The sequence below is a fragment of the Klebsiella pasteurii genome (genome assembly GCF_018139045.1).
Taxonomy (GTDB): Bacteria; Pseudomonadota; Gammaproteobacteria; order Enterobacterales; family Enterobacteriaceae; genus Klebsiella; species Klebsiella grimontii.
In genome coordinates, this window is record NZ_CP073236.1 from 4,709,898 (window position 1) to 4,723,566 (window position 13,669).

The following is a 13,669-nucleotide window of genomic DNA, read 5'->3' on the forward strand; positions in this document are numbered from 1 at the left end:
TGTTTCTCCTAGACAAACCGGCAGCTGATCGCGCCCATGTTGCCGTAGTCGACGTGGAAGGTGTCGCCCTTGCGCGCCGGTACCGGGCGCGTAAAGGAGCCGCCGAGAATAATCTGCCCGGCCTCCAGCTGGACGTCGTACGGCGCCAGCTTGTTCGCCAGCCAGGCTACGCCGTTGGCCGGGTGATTCAGTACCCCCGCGGCGACGCCGGTCTCTTCAATCACGCCGTTGCGATAGAGCAGGGCGGCGATCCAGCGTAGATCCAGCTCGTCAGGTTTAATCGGGCGACCGCCGAGGATCACTCCGGCGTTGGCGGCGTTATCGGAGATGGTGTCGAAGACTTTACGCGGACGCTGGGTTTCCGGGTCGATGTTGTGGCAGCGGGCGTCAATCAGCTCCAGCGCCGGGATCACGTAGTCGGTGGCGTTATAGACGTCGAACAGGGTGCAGTTGGGGCCGCGTAACGGTTTGGCCAGCACGAAGGCCAACTCCACTTCGATACGCGGGACGATAAAGCGGTCGGTGGGGATGTCGCCGCCGTCGTGGAAAAACATATCGTCCAGCAGCGCGCCGTAGTCCGGTTCGCTTATCTGCGAGCTGGCCTGCATCGCTTTTGAGGTCAGGCCGATTTTATGCCCTTTCAGCACGCGGCCTTCGGCGATTTTCATATTTACCCATTCGCGCTGTACGGCGTAGGCGTCTTCGATGGTGATCGTCGGGTGATCCAGCGAGATGGCGCGGATCTGTTCGCGCTGTTTTTCCGCCTGGTTTAGCCGCTGGGCGATCAGGGTATGGGTATGTTTATCGAGCATAGTCGCTTCCTGTTACGTCATTCGGTGCTGCTGCGCCGGGGGGCGACGCTGGCGCGTCTTACCCGGCCTGTGGTTTGTGGCAGTGCTTGTTTTCTCCCTCTCCCTAAAGAGGAGAGGGGGACTGGCCGGGCGCACGCTATGTAAACAAGGCGTGCACGTTGTTCTGCTTGTAGTTCAGCGTCGGGTGCAGTTCATCGAGCTCAAACGACAGCGCCAGGTAGCGGCTCTCCATCAGCGCGGCGAAATGGGCTTTGATCAGCGTGAACAGCATATCGCCCACGTCCTGGCGGCTCTCCAGGCTGCGCCCGGCGCCAATCTTTAGCGTCATATGCACAAAGGCGTAATCGTGCTGGCCGTCGGCCATCTGCCAGGTATCCAGCCAGATGGCGCGGCTGCGAATGCCGCCGATGGGAAAGATGCCGGTCGCCGCCAGCGCGTCGTTCACTTTGCTGAACAGACCTGATAAATCAGCCTGTTCGCGGATGTTGTCGGTACATTCAGCGATAAAATGCGGCATTCTGCGCTCTCCTTAAGCCGTTTCCGGCAGCGGGAAGACGGCGTTGACCTGACCGGTGCCGGAGCTGGCGAACAGCTCGGTGATAAATTCCACTTTGCCGTCGTATTTATCCCAGCCCAGCAGGCCCAGCAGCATCACCGTGTCGTGCATATTGCCTTCGCCGTAGCAGTAGTCGGCGTACTCCGGCAGCATGGTGCAGAACTCTTTGAATTTGCCTTCGCGCCACAGCTTCACGACCCGTTCGTCCATCTGGTGATCGAACTCGCGGGTATAGCTGTTCATCCCCTCTTCGGCGCGCTGGTCGTCGATAAAACGGTGCGACAGCGAGCCGCTGGCAAAGACCGCCACGGTGCCGTCATATTTCTCGATCGCCTTAAGAATGGCTTCGCCCAGCCTGCGGCTGTCGGCAAAATCATGAACGGTACAGAACGCCGAGATAGAGACCACTTTGAAATGCTTATCGCTGTTCATATAGCGCATCGGCACCAGGGTGCCGTACTCCAGCTTCAGGCTCGGAATGTTGTGCGCTTTAGCGCGGACGCCGAGCTTGACCGCTTCGTCGGCGATCAGGTGGCCGAGCGCCGGATTACCGTCGTAGTCGTAGGTCATGTCGCGAATAAAATGCGGCAACTCGTTGCTGGTATAGACGCCCTGGAAATGGTCAGCGCAGTTGATGTGGTAGGCGCTGTTGACCAGCCAGTGGGTATCAAAGACGATGATGGTATCCACGCCCAGTTCGCGGCACCGCTTGCCGATTTCTTTATGCCCATCGATGGCTCCCTGGCGGCAGCCGTGGTTTTTACCCGGCAGCTCAGAAAGATACATCGACGGCACGTGAGTGATTTTTGCTGCTAACGCTAACTTTCCCATATCAGACTCCCCATTTTGGGATCGGATGGTCGCCCATCGAGATGCAGACGTTTTTCATTTCAGCGAACACTTCAAAGCTATATTCGCCGCCTTCGCGGCCGGTGCCGGAGGCCTTCACGCCGCCGAAAGGCTGACGCAGGTCGCGGACGTTCTGGGTGTTGACGAACACCATTCCGGCTTCGATGCCGCGCGCCAGACGCAGCACCTTGCTGACGTCCTGGGTCCAGATATAAGAGGCGAGGCCATACTCCACATCGTTGGCCAGGCGCAGACCTTCCGCCTCGTCTTTAAACGGCAACAGGCAGGCTACCGGGCCAAAAATCTCTTCCTGCGCTACGCGCATGCGGTTATCGACGTCCGCCAGCACCGTTGGCCGCAGGAAGTTGCCGTTTCTCAGATGGGCGGGCAGATCGGTCGGTTTATCCGCGCCGCCGGCCAGCAGGGTCGCCCCTTCTTCAATGCCGAGGCGGATATAGCCGGAGACTTTCTCCCAGTGCTGCTGGCTAATCAGCGCGCCCACCTGGGTGTTCGGGTCGGTCGGGTCGCCGACGCGCAGGCGGTTCGCCCGCTCGGCGAAGCGTTTAACGAACTCGGGGTAGATGCTCTGCTGAATGAAAATACGCGAACCGGCTGTGCAGCGTTCGCCGTTGATTGAGAAAATGGTGAACAGCGCGGCGTCCAGGGCGCGCTCAATATCGGCGTCTTCGAAAATCAGCACCGGCGATTTGCCGCCCAGCTCCATGGAGTACTTTTTCAGGCCGGCGTTTTTCATGATGTTGCGGCCGGTGGCGGTACCGCCGGTAAACGATACCGCGCGCACGTCATGGTGGCGGACTAGCGCATCGCCAGCGGTGGCGCCATAGCCCTGCACCACGTTGAGCACGCCAGCCGGGATCCCGGCTTCCAGCGCCAGCTCGCCCAGGCGGTCGGCGGTTAACGGCGACAGCTCGGACATCTTCAGCACCGCGGTATTGCCTAGCGCGAGGCATGGCGCTACCTTCCAGGTGGCGGTCATAAACGGCACGTTCCACGGCGACACCAGCGCGCAAACGCCGACCGGCTGCACGAGGGTGTAGTTGAGCATCTTGTCGTCAACCGGGTAGGTCTTGCCGTTCATCTGCTGGCAAACCTCGGCGAAGAATTCGAAGTTGTGCGAGGCGCGCGGGATCAGCACGTTTTTGGTCTGGTGGATCGGCAGGCCGGTATCGGCGGTCTCCATGGCGGCGATCTCCGGGACGTTCTGGTCGATCAGATCCCCCAGCCGACGCATCAGGCGCGCGCGCTCTTTCATCGGCAGATTGGCCCATTTCGGAAACGCCTCTTTCGCCGCGGCCACCGCCTGATTCACCTCGTCGGCGCCGCCGGAGGCGACTTCCGCCAGCACTTCGCCGGTCGCCGGGTTGGTGGTATGGAAATACTCCGCGGCGGCGACGTTTTTGCCGTTGATCCAATGGTTAATTTTTTTCATGACAGCTTCTCCTCATATTCCTGCTGGCTGATGATGCGGTTGACCAGGCGGCCGACGCCCTCCACTTCGACGATCACTTCATCGCCCGGCACTACGTCCGATAGCCCTTTAGGCGTGCCGGTGGCGATCATGTCGCCCGGCTGCAGGGTCATAAATTCGCTGAGGTAAGCGATCAGGAACGGAATGCTGAAGATCAGATCGGCGGTGGTGCCCTGTTGGCGCAGTTCGCCGTTGACCCAGGTGCACAGCGCCAGGTTATGCGGATCCGGGATCGCCTCTTTACTGACGATCCACGGGCCGATCGGCGTCAGGGTGTCGCGGCTTTTGACCCGCAGGTTGGGGCGATAGTAGTTTTCCAGGTAGTCGCGGATGGCGTAGTCGTTGCAGACGGTGTAGCCAGCTACGTACGCCATGGCGTCGGCTTCGGCGACCTTACGCGCGGTTTTGCCGATCACCACCACCAGTTCCGCCTCGTAATGCATGTACTCGACGTTATCCGGGCGCACCGAATCCTGGCGGTGGCCGATAAAGGTGTTGGGCGCTTTGATAAATACCAGCGGCTCCGTTGGCGGCGTAAACGCCAGCTCGCTGGCGTGATCGGCGTAGTTCAGGCCCAGTGCGAACAGGGTGCCGTCGGCGGGCGGCAGCCAGCGAAACTCGCCTTCCTGAAGCAGACTGCCGTTAGCGAGCTTGACCTGACCGCGTTCATTAACCTGGACATCGTGCCGCTGTCCCTGCCACTCAATACGTGCCTGTTTCATGCCAGCTCTCCTTCAGCAACCACCGGGTTTTCCAGCGCCGGGAAACCCTCGGCGAGAAGGCGTACGCGATCGCCGGGGCGCAGCGTAACGCGGGTGTGGGGCGTACCGATCAGAATCGCATCGCCGGGATTGAGGGTGGCGAATTCGCTCAGGGCGCTCAGCAACTCGGCGGCGGAGCGCTGAAGATCGGCGGTATTCCAGCTGTCCGCTTCGCGACCGTTGATTTCGGTGATGATGGTCAGGTTATCGACGTTGCTGAGCGGCGCGAGGGCGCCCAGCGGGCAGAAGCCGTCGCGGCATTTAGCTTTGATGGCCGGGCGATAGAAGCTCTCTTCCGGCAGACTGACGTCGTTGGCCAGCGCGTATCCGGCAATATAATTGGCAGCTTCTTCCGCGGCGACTTTACGCGCGGTTTTCCCGACGATCAGGGCGACGGTAGCGCCGCTCTGCACGGTTTCACCGTCCGGATAGGGGATACTCTCGCCGTCGCCGATCACGGTGTTGCGCGGTTTGATAAACCAGACCGCGGTCTTCGGCGGGGTTTTATAGGGAGCCTGTTGGAACGCTTCGCGCCAGGCGTCGAGCTGGCTGCGGTGGTTAAGCGCCACGGCGAAGATGGTGCCTTTCATTGACCACTCCTCTGCTACAGATTTGGGAATACAAATTTCATTAATATGTTAATGATCATCTTTTATGCTTTGCGGGAAGGTTTGGCAAACAGAAGTGAATGTTTTGTGATCGGATTAACAATATATTTACAGGTTTTTAATTTATCCGTTTTAAATCAATTGGTAATGAAATTTAGTTGTACCATCTGGTACTTTTCACTGGCAGAAACCGGTTGCCTTCTGCGGCAATTAAGGCTAATTATTAACTTATTAACAGATGAGGGATTTCATTCAGAGGTATGTGATGCATGATTCGTTAACTATCGCGCTGCTGCAGGCGCGGGAAGCGGCGATGGCCCACTTTCGGCCCATCGTTAAACGCCACAATCTGACCGAGCAGCAGTGGCGTATCGTGCGGATCCTCGCCGAAAATCCGTCGATGGATTTTCACGACCTGGCCTTTCGCGCCTGTATTTTACGCCCGAGCCTGACCGGCATCCTGACCCGTATGGAACGCGACGGCCTGGTGCTGCGCTTAAAGCCGGTTAACGATCAGCGCAAGCTCTACGTTTCGCTGACTCCGGCGGGCCTGAAGCTGTATGAAAGCGCCCAGGCCCAGGTCGAAGAAGCCTATCGCCAGATAGAAGCCGAGTTTACCGTCGAAAAAATGCGCCAGCTTACCGCGCTGCTGGAGGAGTTTATCGCCCTGGGGAATGGAGCGCAGGGAGAGGAAGAGGCGTAATGCGTTGTCCGCGCGAAAAACATCCCGGAGGCGGTGCTGGCGCACCTGTCCGGGCTACGGGTTCACAGTCTGGTAGCCCGGACAGGCGCAGCGCGCCGCCTCCGGGAGAAAGCGTCCTTCAGAACAAGGTATCGAGCTCTTCCAGCACGTTATACTGCTCATCCACCAGCAGCAGGGTTTTCCATTTATCAAACGTCAGGCACGGGTGCGAGGTGCCGAACACCAGAATATCGCCGACCTGCACGTCGCTGCCCGGTTCAAGGCGCAGCATGCAGTGCTGATCCATGATCCCGACGCTTTCGATCCCCTGCGCGGACAGCTGCTCACCGTGGCGATACCTGGCGATCGGCTGCGGCAGCCCGGCGTCGAAGGCGCAGTCGCGTTTACCGAAGTTGACCACCGCGCGATCCGCTTCCGGCACCGACTGGACCATCGCCATCAGCTCCAGCGCCGAGGTTAAATCGCCGCCCAGATCGCAGGCGATCGGATCGCGCGCCACCAGCGCTTTCTGTGCGGCATCGTAGATCCCCCGATCGTGGGTGATATAGCAGCCGGGGCGGATAACGATTCGACACTGCGCCGGTTTCTTCGCCGCCAGCCAGATATTGCACACCACGTCATACCAGACGGTGCCCGCGCCGGTAAGGACAAACTCGCCCTCCACCAGCGGCGCCATCCGACAGGCCAAATCGGCGGCCTGGCGCAGCAGAGCCTCCACCTGCGGCTGCGGATCGTCGCCGTGCAGCACCCCTTCATACAGCTCTAGCCCGCGCAGCTTCAGCCCCGGAAGGTCCGCGACGGCCTGCGCCAGGGCCAGCGCATCCTCCACGCTGCGGCAGCCGCAGCGCCCGCCGGCTACGCCCAGCTCAATCAGCACGTCCAGCGTTTGTTGCCGTTCGCTGAAAAAGGCCGACAGCGCGCGGGCGTTGGCGAGGCTATCGATGCAGCAGATAAAATCCGCTGCCCGGTAATGCGCCTTCAGCCGCGAAACCGCCTGCATATTCGCCCTACCGACCAACTGATTAACCATTAACACGCGCTCAACGCCGCTGGCCATCGCCGCGCCGGCCTGCCAGGCGCTGCCTACGCCGATCCCCCATGCCCCCGCCCGCTGCTGCGCCTGAAAAATCCACGGCGTCATCGTCGTTTTGCCGTGCGGCGCCAGCGAGACGCCGCGCGCGTCGGCATAGCGTTGCATCCAGGCGATGTTATTTTCCAGCGCCGTTTTTTTCAGCAACGCGGCGGGCAGGCAAATATCTTCCGCCAGCAGATTTGCCGGTTCGGACATCACGGCGGCTTTGTGCGGAATAAGCGTATCGGAATGGTATTTCATAACACTATCCTTTTAGGGTTTATGATCGGATTAAGTTAAGTATCAATGTTAATTTGTTGAAAAATAATAATTTTATTGTTTGTTTTTATCGTTAATGAATAAAAGTATCATAATTTGATCTGGTTTTTGCGTAGTTTTCCACTGTTTTTCCGCCTTGTAAATGGTTAACTTGTCGACAGAGTTGAGAGGGAGTAATTGCGATGAAAGTTAATTGGCTTTTCAAAAACGTCACGGTCATTGACGGCAGCGGCGGACCGCAGTTTCGCGGCGACGTGGCGGTGAAGGGCGATCGGATTGTGGATATGGCCCCGGCGCTAAACCTGCCGGCGGAGCAGGTGATTGACGGGCAGGGGCGCGTGCTGGCGCCTGGATTTATCGATGTGCATACCCATGACGATATTAACGTCATCCGTATGCCGGCGTATTTGCCGAAGCTGAGCCAGGGGGTGACAACGGTGATTGTCGGCAACTGCGGGATCAGCGCGGCGACGGCGACCCTGCGCGACGGTGTGCCTGACCCGATGAATCTGCTGGGCGAGCAGGAGCACTTTATTTATCCCACCGTGGACGCTTACGCCCACGCGGTGGAGGCGGCGAAGCCTTCATTAAACGTTGGCACGCTGATTGGCCATACCGCGCTGCGTAATAACCATATGGACGATCTATTTCGTCCTGCGACGGAAACCGAGATTGCCGGAATGCGGGTGCAGCTGCGCGACGCGCTGCGCCAGGGCGCGCTTGGCCTGAGCAGCGGGCTGGCCTATGCCAGCGCGTTTCAATCCACTACCGAAGAGGTGATGGCGCTGGCCGAGGAGCTGGCGACAGAGGGGGGAATTTATACCACCCACCTGCGTTCGGAGTTCGAACCGATTCTCGAGGCGCTCGACGAGGCGTTCCGCATTGGCCGCCACGGTAACGTATCGGTGGTGGTATCGCACCATAAGTGCGCCGGCGCGAAAAACTGGGGTCGCACGAAGGAGACGCTGGCTTTCTTCGATGAGATGCGCCAGCGCCAGGAGATCGCCTGCGACTGCTACCCGTACTCTGCCAGCTCATCGACGCTGGATATGAAGCAGGTGACCGATGAGTTCGACATCGTCATCACCTGGTCGGAAGCGCAACCGGAACAGGCCGGGAAAACCCTGCAGCAAATTGCCGACGGTTGGCAGGTTAGCCTGCATGAGGCGGCGGCGCGGCTGATGCCCGCCGGGGCCATTTACTACAACATGGATGAGCAGGACGTACGGCGGGTACTTAGTTATCCGGTGACCATGATTGGCTCCGATGGTCTGCCGAACGATCCGATGCCGCACCCGCGGCTGTGGGGCGCTTTCCCGCGGGTCCTGGGCCACTACAGCCGCGATGAACGGCTGTTTCCGCTGACCACCGCTATTCACAAAATGACCGGGCTGTCGGCGGCGCGTTTCCAGCTGGCGGATCGCGGGCTGGTGAAAGTGGGCTACTTCGCCGATCTGGTGCTGTTCGATCCGCAGACGGTGCGCGATGTCGCCAGCTTCTCCGACCCGAAACAACCGGCGGACGGTATTGAGGCGGTGATGGTCAACGGCGTGATGAGCTACGGCAGCGATAAAAAGATTATCGGGCGCGCGGGGCGTTTCCTGCGTCGCCAAATGAACTGAGGAGTGAAAGATGAGTATTAAACGTTATGGCGTGGAAGGCGGTACCGGGACTGGCGGGCAGCATCTACCGTTCGCGCGCGCGGTGGAGGCGGGGGGCTGGCTGTATGTATCCGGCCAGACGCCGATGAAGGACGGTGAAGTGGTGGAAGGCGGGATTGTCGACCAGTCGCGCCTGGCGATTCAGAACTGCGTGGATATCATGAGCGAAGCGGGCTACAGCCTGGCCGACGTGGTGCATGTTAAAGTGATCCTCACCGATTCACGCTATTTTCAGTCTTTCAACAAAGTGTTCCGCGAGTTTTTTGGCGACAACCCGCCTGCCCGTATCTGCTGCGTAGCGGACCTGGTGGTGGATTGTAAAGTCGAAGTGGATGTGACCTGTTATAACGCGGCTCGCGTATAAAAATTTATTCATCAGAAATATAAACAGGATTTTGAGCGCTGAATTCATTCAGCGCTCCGTAGCCTTTTACCTTTTACATACTCAACTGGCAGGATGTGAATCATGAATAGTCATGTCTTTTTAGTCGGCTTTATTATTTACGCGTTGGCCATGATTTGGCTTGGCTGGTACGTGTCGCGTAATCAAAAAAGCGGTGAAGATTTTTTACTCGGCGGCCGTTCCTTACCGCTGTTTCTGACGCTGGGTTCCACCGTGGCGACCATGGTGGGAACCGGTTCAAGCATGGGCGCCGTAGGCTTCGGCTACAGCAACGGCTGGGCCGGTATGCTGTACGGCGTGGGCGGGGCCATCGGTATTCTGCTGGTGGCCTGGCTTTTCGCGCCGGTGCGTAAACTCCGTTTTATGACCATGAGCGAAGAGCTCTCATATTATACCGGCGGCAGCCATTTAATTAAAAATATCGTCGGTATAATGATATTTATTGCCTCGATTGGCTGGCTGGGGGCCCATATTCTCGGCGGCAGCATGTATTTATCCTGGGCCACAGGAATAAATCTGACGCTGGCAAAAATTATTATCGCTCTGGCGTTTGCGATTTACGTGATTATTGGCGGGTATTCTGCGGTGGTGTGGACGGATACCATTCAGGCATTAATTCTGTTTTTCGGTTTTATCCTGATGGCGATTCTGGCCGTGGTTCATGTGGGGGGATGGGATGCCATTGTTCAGGCGATGGATCCTAAGGCGATGAGCCTGTTTGCCGTCGACAAGCTCGGGGTGATACCGGCGCTATCGCTGGCCATGGTCATCGGCGTCGGCGTATTGGCGACCCCTTCCTATCGTCAGCGTATCTACTCGGGGAAAGATGTCTCTTCGGTACGCCGCTCGTTTGTCTATACCGGCGTGTTGTATCTGTTTTTCTCGGTACTGCCGGCGATTATCGGCATGGCGGCATGGACGATGAACCCCCATCTGGAGAACAGCAATTACGCCTTCCTGTTCGCCACCAGTTTCCTGCCGGCGACGCTGGGGCTGGTGGTGCTGATTGCCGGACTTTCCGCCACCATGTCTTCGGCCAGCTCCGATGCGATAGCCGCCGTGGCCATCATGATGCGCGATGTCTATACCCTCGTTACCGGCAAGATGCCGCCGGAGAACAGGGCGATTACCCTCTCCCGCTGGATGCTGGCGTTCGTGATTGGCCTGGCGATGATTTTCGCCCTGACCTCGAACGATATCATCAGCTATATCACCAAAATGATCTCCATGCTGATGTCCGGGCTGTTCGTCTGTTCGATTCTGGGCCGCTTCTGGCTGCGCTTTAACTGGCAGGGCGCGTTAACGGCGCTGCTGAGCGGCATGCTGGTCTCTATTGTGGTTCTGATTAAGGCCGACTGGCTGGCTTACTGGGGCAACCCGTGTATACCGTCCGTCGTCGGCAGCTTCGTTTCCGCTGTTTTTGTCACGTTAATGACGCCTGCCAGCAAAATCAGCCGTCAGCAAGCGCTGGAGATGATTACCCAGGAGCGGGAAGGGCAGGCGGCGCCGGCGAAAACGACGGTGGTGCCGGCCTCAGGAGACGCGCAATGAGGGACTATATTGCCGTCGACTGGGGGTCCACCCAGCTGCGCGGCTGGCTGATTCGCAACGGTCAGTGCATCGAAACGAAGCAGCTGCCGCTGGGCATCACCCGCCTGAACGGGCGGGCGCCCGCCGACGTATTCGAGGAGCATTTGGCGCCCTGGCGCGGCGCGGCGACGCTGCCGGTGCTGATGGCCGGGATGATCGGCAGCGATGCGGGCTGGCAATCGGTGCCCTATCTTGCCTGCCCGGCGGCGATTGACGCGCCGGGGCAGCAGCTTTGCGCCGTGGCGGAAGGCGTGTGGATTATTCCCGGCCTCAAGATGGATCAGGCCGGGGATTACAACGTGATGCGCGGCGAAGAGACGCAGCTGCTGGGGGCCTGGCAGCTGGCGCCGGCGGAGTGTTACGTGCTGCCGGGCACCCACTGTAAATGGGTGCAGGTGGAGGACGGCGCGGTGCGCCATTTTGCCACGGCGATGACCGGAGAACTGCATCATCTGCTGATGGCGCAGTCGCTGCTCGGCAAAGGGCTACCGGCCCAGCAGACGGACGAGGCGGTGTTTGAGCGAGGGCTGGAAAAAGGGCTGGCGCAGCCGTCGTTGGTGAGCGAACTGTTTGTCGCCAGGGCGGCCAGGGTACTCGGGGCGCTGGCGGCGACCTCGGTCAGCGACTATCTCTCCGGTCTGCTGATTGGCGCGGAGGTGGCCGTCATGGGCCAGCGTTACCGTACCTCCGCCGTCACGCTGGTTGGCGACCCGGCGCTGAACGCTCGCTATCGCCGGGCGATGATAGCGCGTGGAATGACGGTTAACAGCTGCAGCGGCGATGAGGCATTGCTGAACGGCATGGCGAGGATAATGCATGGACAAGATTAAACTGGTGGCGATTTTACGCGGCATCCGCCCCGCTGAGGCGGCGGAGCATATTGCGACGCTGGTGGGCGAGGGCTTCCGCTATATTGAAATCCCGCTTAATTCACCGGACTGGCGGCAGAGCATTCCGCAGATGGTCGCACGTTTTGGCGAACAAGCGGTGATTGGCGCGGGAACGGTGCTTAAGGTTGAACAGGTCGATTTTCTGGCCGACGCCGGGGCGAAGCTTATCGTGACGCCGAATACTCAGCCGGAGGTGATTCGCCGGGCGGTGGCGCGCGGAATGCGGGTCTGCGCCGGATGCGCCACGGCGACCGAGGCGTTTAGCGCGCTGGACGCCGGTGCGCAGTGGCTGAAAATTTTCCCGTCTTCCGCATTCGGCCCGGACTACATTCGGGCGCTGAAAGCGGTACTGCCGCCGGAGGTACCGGTGCTGGCGGTCGGCGGCGTGACGCCGGAGAATCTGGCGAGCTGGGTGCGAGCGGGATGCGCTGGCGCTGGTCTGGGAAGCGATCTTTATCGCGCCGGGCAGGCCGTGGAGCGTACCCGTCAGCAGGCGGAGAGGTTTATCGCCGCCGCCCGCTGCGCTTAATCGCCCAGCGGCTGGCGGTCAACGCCGCCGCGGTGGCTGTCGAGCGCCAGCTTAATGCGGCGTAGTCTGCCTTTTGCCTGGGTCTTGTTGGCCATCGCCAGTTCGGTGGCCAGCACGTCAACCATCGCCAGCATCGCATAGCGCGAAGTGCTGGGCTTGAAGATATAGTCGTTTTCGCGCACCAGCAGCGGCAGAACCAGATCTGCCTGCTCCGCCAGCGGCGTCCCGGCAGGGGTAATCGCAATCACCTTCGCGCCGTACTGGCTGGCAATCGCCGCGCTTTCAATGATTTCCTGGGTATAGCCGCCTAAGGACAGCACGATAACCACATCCTTTGGCGTGACCGCCGAGCTCATCATGCGCACCAGCAGGCCGTCGTTCTGACTGACCACCGGCAGGCCGAGGCGAAACAGGCGATACTGGATTTCCTGAGCGCAGATGGTGGAGCCGCCGCCCATGCCGAGGGCCAGAATCTGCCGCGCGTCGCTCAGCCAGCCGACCGCGCGTTTCAGCGCCTCAAGATCCAGCGCCCGCCGGTTGGTCTCCAGCACGCCGATGATCGACTCGTAGATCCCCTGTACGCCTTCAAGGTCCGGCACATCGAGGATAAATCGCTGCCCGACCGCGAGGGATTGCGCGAGCTTCATCTTCAGCTCGCGGACGTCTTTGCAGCCCAGCGCCCGGGCAAAGCGGGTGACCGAGGCCTGGCTGGTATGGGTCAGACGCGCCATCTCGGCGATGGGCAGCTCCGCCGCCGCCGCGACATCATCAAGAATAAACTGCGCGATGCGCTTTTCGGTCGCCGTCAGTTCAACAAAGCGATCGGTAATGCAGGAAATGATATCGATTGACCAGGACATACGGGTATCAACGGGTTAATTTGGAATGATACTTTGTACCATATTCAGGCGCTGAAAGCAGCGCCGAAGGCTACAGCGCTAAGCGCATGGCGCAGCGCGTTTCCGGCGCCAGCCCGTGTTCCGTCTCCAGATCTCTTTTCGCCGCCAGCCCTGCCGGTAGCCTTAGCTCGTTCAGCATTGAAAATCCGAGGCGCGTGTAGAACGGCGCGTTCCACGGCACGTCGCGGAAGGTGGTGAGCGTGACCGCCGGATACGCCGCCTGGCGGGCTGACTTTATAACCTGTTCCAGCATCATGCGGCCAACGCCTCGCCCCTGCCACGCCTGATGGACGGCGATCTCAACGATAAACAGCGCATCGTCCAGCGGTTCGGTCAGCACGAAGCCGATCGGTTGGTCATCGGCCACGGCCAGCAGGCTGTGGTCCGTTTCGAGAAACAGCCGGTGGCGCTCGGGGCTTATCACATCGCTTTCCGCCAGCCAGGCCAGCGCCGGGATCTGGCGGAAAGCCTGGGCCGCCGAGCGCTCAATCGCGGGCAGGAGGGGAATATCGTTCTCCTCAGTCAGGCGTAACGTCGCGGCGGCGGTTATAGTGTTAGTTTTCATCAC

The 13,669-nt window shown here is 59.8% G+C and carries 15 protein-coding genes and 1 pseudogene; 6 read left to right on the plus strand and 10 right to left on the minus strand.

All coding sequences use genetic code 11. The features are described from left to right. Positions 1-8: 8 nt before the first annotated feature. From hpaH to KCG39_RS28125, 7 genes and pseudogenes are all read right to left on the minus strand, one after another. Positions 9-812: a 2-oxo-hept-4-ene-1,7-dioate hydratase gene (hpaH, locus tag KCG39_RS22115; RefSeq protein WP_049115400.1), complete on the minus strand. Its 804-nt coding sequence runs from the start codon at positions 810-812 to the stop codon at positions 9-11. Positions 813-948: 136 nt separating this feature from the next. After that, positions 949-1,329: a 5-carboxymethyl-2-hydroxymuconate Delta-isomerase gene (locus tag KCG39_RS22120; protein ID WP_004128611.1), complete on the minus strand. Its 381-nt coding sequence runs from the start codon at positions 1,327-1,329 to the stop codon at positions 949-951. Positions 1,330-1,341: 12 nt separating this feature from the next. Continuing rightward, a complete protein-coding gene (gene hpaD, locus KCG39_RS22125; protein ID WP_004128612.1) occupies positions 1,342-2,199 on the minus strand; it encodes a 3,4-dihydroxyphenylacetate 2,3-dioxygenase in 858 nt (285 codons plus the stop codon). Between the two features lies 1 nt (position 2,200). Further along, positions 2,201-3,667, minus strand: a complete 1,467-nt coding sequence (gene hpaE / locus KCG39_RS22130) for a 5-carboxymethyl-2-hydroxymuconate semialdehyde dehydrogenase (protein ID WP_123828491.1) — start codon at positions 3,665-3,667, stop codon at positions 2,201-2,203. Beyond that, complete coding sequence (locus KCG39_RS22135) at positions 3,664-4,428, minus strand: fumarylacetoacetate hydrolase family protein (RefSeq protein ID WP_004128617.1); 765 nt, start codon at positions 4,426-4,428, stop codon at positions 3,664-3,666. Before KCG39_RS22135 ends, hpaE begins: the two co-directional genes overlap by 4 nt. Then, positions 4,425-5,057, minus strand: a complete 633-nt coding sequence (locus KCG39_RS22140; protein ID WP_004128618.1) for a fumarylacetoacetate hydrolase family protein — start codon at positions 5,055-5,057, stop codon at positions 4,425-4,427. The genes KCG39_RS22135 and KCG39_RS22140 overlap by 4 nt, the downstream gene beginning before the upstream one ends. Positions 5,058-5,112: 55 nt before the next feature. Continuing rightward, positions 5,113-5,187: pseudogene (locus KCG39_RS28125) on the minus strand (hypothetical protein); the annotation flags it as partial. 153 nt (positions 5,188-5,340) lie between these two features. On the opposite strand from KCG39_RS28125, the gene hpaR reads away from it, so the two are divergent. Beyond that, entirely contained in the window at positions 5,341-5,778 is a 438-nt protein-coding gene (hpaR, locus tag KCG39_RS22145; protein ID WP_004128621.1) for a homoprotocatechuate degradation operon regulator HpaR, read from the plus strand. Between the two features lie 118 nt (positions 5,779-5,896). Here hpaR and KCG39_RS22150 read toward each other — a convergent pair whose 3' ends face one another. After that, on the minus strand, positions 5,897-7,111 hold the full coding sequence (locus KCG39_RS22150; RefSeq protein WP_087828586.1) for an amino acid deaminase: 1,215 nt from the start codon (positions 7,109-7,111) through the stop codon (positions 5,897-5,899). Positions 7,112-7,311: 200 nt separating this feature from the next. On the opposite strand from KCG39_RS22150, the gene KCG39_RS22155 reads away from it, so the two are divergent. The 5 genes from KCG39_RS22155 (at position 7,312) to KCG39_RS22175 (ending at position 12,202) form a co-directional block, all read left to right on the plus strand. Continuing rightward, positions 7,312-8,751: an N-acyl-D-amino-acid deacylase family protein gene (locus tag KCG39_RS22155; RefSeq protein WP_211811474.1), complete on the plus strand. Its 1,440-nt coding sequence runs from the start codon at positions 7,312-7,314 to the stop codon at positions 8,749-8,751. Positions 8,752-8,761: 10 nt separating this feature from the next. Next, on the plus strand, positions 8,762-9,154 hold the full coding sequence (locus KCG39_RS22160) for a RidA family protein (RefSeq protein ID WP_049114121.1): 393 nt from the start codon (positions 8,762-8,764) through the stop codon (positions 9,152-9,154). A gap of 102 nt (positions 9,155-9,256) precedes the next feature. After that, the gene (locus KCG39_RS22165; RefSeq protein WP_087828588.1) at positions 9,257-10,744 is read left to right on the plus strand and encodes a sodium:solute symporter family protein; all 1,488 of its coding nucleotides are present in this window, start codon (positions 9,257-9,259) and stop codon (positions 10,742-10,744) included. Then, complete coding sequence (locus KCG39_RS22170) at positions 10,741-11,613, plus strand: 2-dehydro-3-deoxygalactonokinase (protein ID WP_142467922.1); 873 nt, start codon at positions 10,741-10,743, stop codon at positions 11,611-11,613. The genes KCG39_RS22165 and KCG39_RS22170 overlap by 4 nt, the downstream gene beginning before the upstream one ends. Then, positions 11,600-12,202, plus strand: coding sequence for a 2-dehydro-3-deoxy-6-phosphogalactonate aldolase (locus tag KCG39_RS22175; RefSeq protein WP_004128629.1), 603 nt, complete (start codon positions 11,600-11,602; stop codon positions 12,200-12,202). Before KCG39_RS22170 ends, KCG39_RS22175 begins: the two co-directional genes overlap by 14 nt. Here KCG39_RS22175 and KCG39_RS22180 read toward each other — a convergent pair. Further along, the gene (locus tag KCG39_RS22180) at positions 12,199-13,062 is read right to left on the minus strand and encodes a MurR/RpiR family transcriptional regulator (protein WP_004128630.1); all 864 of its coding nucleotides are present in this window, start codon (positions 13,060-13,062) and stop codon (positions 12,199-12,201) included. The genes KCG39_RS22175 and KCG39_RS22180 overlap by 4 nt on opposite strands. Positions 13,063-13,132: 70 nt before the next feature. Beyond that, the gene (locus KCG39_RS22185; protein WP_004128631.1) at positions 13,133-13,666 is read right to left on the minus strand and encodes a GNAT family N-acetyltransferase; all 534 of its coding nucleotides are present in this window, start codon (positions 13,664-13,666) and stop codon (positions 13,133-13,135) included. Between the last annotated feature and the right edge of the window lie 3 nt (positions 13,667-13,669).

Excerpts from the sequence above, each read along its gene's own strand:
- hpaD (WP_004128612.1), bottom strand. The coding sequence starts at position 2,199 with ATGGGAAAGTTAGCGTTAGCAGCAAAAATCACTCACGTGCCGTCGATG.
- KCG39_RS22135 (WP_004128617.1), bottom strand. The coding sequence starts at position 4,428 with ATGAAACAGGCACGTATTGAGTGGCAGGGACAGCGGCACGATGTCCAG.
- KCG39_RS22160 (WP_049114121.1), top strand. The coding sequence starts at position 8,762 with ATGAGTATTAAACGTTATGGCGTGGAAGGCGGTACCGGGACTGGCGGG.
- KCG39_RS22140 (WP_004128618.1), bottom strand. The coding sequence starts at position 5,057 with ATGAAAGGCACCATCTTCGCCGTGGCGCTTAACCACCGCAGCCAGCTC.
- hpaE (WP_123828491.1), bottom strand. The coding sequence starts at position 3,667 with ATGAAAAAAATTAACCATTGGATCAACGGCAAAAACGTCGCCGCCGCG.
- KCG39_RS22180 (WP_004128630.1), bottom strand. The coding sequence starts at position 13,062 with ATGTCCTGGTCAATCGATATCATTTCCTGCATTACCGATCGCTTTGTT.
- KCG39_RS22170 (WP_142467922.1), top strand. The coding sequence starts at position 10,741 with ATGAGGGACTATATTGCCGTCGACTGGGGGTCCACCCAGCTGCGCGGC.
- KCG39_RS22185 (WP_004128631.1), bottom strand. The coding sequence starts at position 13,666 with ATGAAAACTAACACTATAACCGCCGCCGCGACGTTACGCCTGACTGAG.
- KCG39_RS22120 (WP_004128611.1), bottom strand. The coding sequence starts at position 1,329 with ATGCCGCATTTTATCGCTGAATGTACCGACAACATCCGCGAACAGGCT.
- KCG39_RS22165 (WP_087828588.1), top strand. The coding sequence starts at position 9,257 with ATGAATAGTCATGTCTTTTTAGTCGGCTTTATTATTTACGCGTTGGCC.
- KCG39_RS22155 (WP_211811474.1), top strand. The coding sequence starts at position 7,312 with ATGAAAGTTAATTGGCTTTTCAAAAACGTCACGGTCATTGACGGCAGC.
- KCG39_RS22150 (WP_087828586.1), bottom strand. The coding sequence starts at position 7,111 with ATGAAATACCATTCCGATACGCTTATTCCGCACAAAGCCGCCGTGATG.
- hpaR (WP_004128621.1), top strand. The coding sequence starts at position 5,341 with ATGCATGATTCGTTAACTATCGCGCTGCTGCAGGCGCGGGAAGCGGCG.
- KCG39_RS22175 (WP_004128629.1), top strand. The coding sequence starts at position 11,600 with ATGGACAAGATTAAACTGGTGGCGATTTTACGCGGCATCCGCCCCGCT.
- hpaH (WP_049115400.1), bottom strand. The coding sequence starts at position 812 with ATGCTCGATAAACATACCCATACCCTGATCGCCCAGCGGCTAAACCAG.